Below are 3,169 nucleotides of genomic sequence, written 5' to 3'. Positions count from 1 at the left end.
ACTCTCAAAAGAATTGCTGGATTTATTTTAACTATATTCTGTTCAATTTTCAAAGACCATATTTTGTTATCGCTTCAAGCGACTTCCTTATCTTATCACTCACTCAACTTTATGTCAACAACTTTTTTCAAAGTTTTTTTGACTTAGTTTCGTTAGCAACGAGACTTATCTTATCACTTACTGAAACAACTGTCAAACACTTTTCTATCTTGTGTTTTTATCGTTTCGCATCAGCGACGAGATTTATCTTAACACTTTATCGGCTTATATGTCAACAGTTTTTCTAAAAAAAATTGCAAATAAAAAAGCAGTATCTCTATTATCGAATAATACTGCTAAATATGTTATCAACAATCGTTTTATTGCCTTTTTCTATTATTTCTACAGGACTTCCTTTTAATAAAAACACCCTGTCTGTTAATGATTTTATCTCATCTTTATCATGACTTACTAAAATAATAGTTATTTTTTTCTCTTTGTTTATTGTTCGTATTAAATCTATTACCTTATTTTTTATTTTCATATCTAAAGATCTAAAAGGTTCATCTAATAACAAAACATCAAAATCATATATTAACGCTCTTGCAATATTAACTTTTTGTTTCATTCCTCCACTTAACTCATTAGGATATAAAAATTTTGTTTCACTTATCTCTAAAACATTTAAAATATCTTCTATTCTATTATTTACTTCTTCTTTTCCACACTTACTTTTTATAACTAGCTTTAAATTGTCAAATATATTTTTCCAAGGTAGTAACCTATCTTCTTGGAATACATATGCAACCTTAATATTTTTTTTAATCAACTTCTCACAAATACAATTTAATAATGTTGTCTTGCCACATCCTGAAGCCCCTACTATACAATTAATTTTTTCATCTTCAAACTCTATTGTGAAATTATTATATATAACTTTATTATCATATTTGACATTTACATCTTTAATAAACATCTTATCTCCCTTTATGTATATATCTTTTATCTATAACCTTAAAAAGCAAATCAAATACATAAGATATTATTGTTATTATTATTATCCAAGAAATTATATGAGCTGTATTCAACTGCATCTTTTCTAATTGAATTATTGCCCCTATTCCATATTTAGGTTGAGAATAGACTTCACCTGATATTACTACTTTAAATATTAAAGAAAAAGTTGAACTTAATACTTTAGCAAGTTCAATAATAACTATTGGCATAATAATATCTTTCATTTTATCTCTAGTAGGTATATCGTAAACATCACACATCTGTAATAAATTTTTATCTAGATTCATTATTGTATTTAATATAACATCATAAAATATTGGTAGTGAAATCATTATCCCTATAATAATAGGTGCATAATCTTTTGATGTCCATATTAATAATAAAACTATAAAGGCCATTGTTGGAACGGCCTTTATAATTGATAAAATAGGTAATATACAATTATATACTATTTTATTAAAATAACTTAATATAGCTAATATCAATCCTACACTAAGTGATATAAAAAAACTCTTTATTCCTCTAATTATACTATAGAAGATTATAGTTATAAAATTATATTGAGTTACTATTTCTATCATACTCTTTATTACATCCGTTACAGATGGAAACAGTAATCTATTGCCTATATATATTGATGTAACCTGCCATATTAAAAGTATTATTACAATTGAAAATATAATATACTTATTGTTTTTCAACGAATAATGGCTTGTACTCATTATTTTCTCCTTTGCTTTCTGTATCTATTGTACTAAAGTATACATTATATTCTTCCATACAATTGCTTATATCAGTAAATCTTAAATTACTATTCTTCATAGATTCATTTATAACATCTTTATTAACAGTTATCCCCAAATCTTCACATATAGTTGCTGTTTCTTGTGGATTATTAACTACAAACTCTTCTGACTCTTTAAAACTATTGATTAATTCTTCATATACTCCACTATCTTTAATTTCATTAAAGAATTCTTCTTTTATCACTAAAGTTGATTGTGGATATCCTTCTTTGACATCATTAAATTTCGCCCACTCTTCATTTAAATTTAATATTATCTTTATATTTGGATTCTTACTCATAACTGTAGATAATACTGGCTCAGGAACTACTGCATATTCTGCTTTTCCTGTAGCAACTAATGGTGCTAATTCCGATGCGGCTCCTACATATGAAAAATTTACTTCTTCTTCTGATATATTATTATTCTTTAATATTTCTTTAAAAATTATATCAGGGGTTAGTCCTTTTCCCGTATTATATATTTCTTTACCTTTTAATTCACTTAAATCATTAATATTATTCTCAGATACTAAATAAAGTGATCCCCATCCAATTGTTCCAACTATTTTATAATCTAAACCTTTTTTATAAGCTTGAAGAGCTAAATTTGATGGAATTATCGCTAACTCAGCTTCACCTTTCATAAGTTCTGAAACTAACAAATCAGATGTTTTTTGAACATCATAATTTATAGTTATATGTTTTATAGTTTTATTATTTTCCATAGCCTTACTTATAGCTATACTAGGCAATCCATCTGGCGTAATTAATCTTACCTCTTTTTCTTCATAAGTTACTTTATTATTACTACAACCAACCATAAAAATTAATAACATACTTAATATACCTGTAATTATTTTTTTCATGATTCACCTCCAAAATTTATTTTATAAATATATTATACAATTAAGACAATGAATTTCCAATATTTACATTATATTTTATTGATACATACTCTAATATTTATCATTAATAATTAAAAATTATTTTTATACGACAAAAAAACACTTAAGATAAACTTAAGTGTTTCTACTAACCAGGCAACGTCCTACTCTCCCACACAGTCTCCCATGCAGTACCATTGGCGCTGTAGAGCTTAACTTTCCTGTTCGGAATGGGAAGGAGTGTTTCCTCTACGCCATCATCACCTGATGCTATGATTCTCTAAATCTTCGATTTAGTTAGAATCCTGTACTCCTCAACTCTATTGAGTGAGTTTCCTTTTTCAAAGAATTTTGTTCTCTGAAAATTGCACATGAATTTTATATTTTTATTGGTCAAGCCCTCGACCTATTAGTATCAGTCAGCTAAATACGTTACCGCACTTACACCTCTGACCTATCAACCTTGTGTTCTTCAAGGGGTCTTACTAGCTTATGCTATGGG

General features: G+C 26.9%; 3 protein-coding genes and 2 rRNA genes. All 5 read right to left on the bottom strand.

Annotation, left to right across the window (positions count from 1 at the left end):
• Positions 1 to 319: 319 nt before the first annotated feature.
• Positions 320 to 955 (bottom strand): ATP-binding cassette domain-containing protein, encoded by a 636-nt coding sequence (locus LQE93_RS16600; RefSeq protein WP_231074565.1) that lies wholly within the window; start codon positions 953 to 955, stop codon positions 320 to 322.
• 1 nt (position 956) lies between these two features.
• Positions 957 to 1,718: an ABC transporter permease gene (locus LQE93_RS16595; RefSeq protein WP_055268514.1), complete on the bottom strand. Its 762-nt coding sequence runs from the start codon at positions 1,716 to 1,718 to the stop codon at positions 957 to 959.
• Positions 1,684 to 2,649 (bottom strand): ABC transporter substrate-binding protein, encoded by a 966-nt coding sequence (locus tag LQE93_RS16590; RefSeq protein WP_231074563.1) that lies wholly within the window; start codon positions 2,647 to 2,649, stop codon positions 1,684 to 1,686. The genes LQE93_RS16595 and LQE93_RS16590 overlap by 35 nt, the downstream gene beginning before the upstream one ends.
• Positions 2,650 to 2,818: 169 nt before the next feature.
• Positions 2,819 to 2,935, bottom strand: a 5S ribosomal RNA gene (gene rrf, locus LQE93_RS16585).
• A 121-nt stretch (positions 2,936 to 3,056) separates the two neighbouring features.
• Positions 3,057 to 3,169: ribosomal RNA gene (locus tag LQE93_RS16580) — 23S ribosomal RNA — on the bottom strand; the annotation flags it as partial.

Origin of the sequence: Clostridium sp. NSJ-145, assembly GCF_021044725.1 — a bacterium.
In the GTDB taxonomy this organism is placed as follows: Bacteria; Bacillota; Clostridia; order Clostridiales; family Clostridiaceae; genus Clostridium; species Clostridium disporicum_B.
This window is presented reverse-complemented; position numbering and strand designations above follow the sequence as displayed.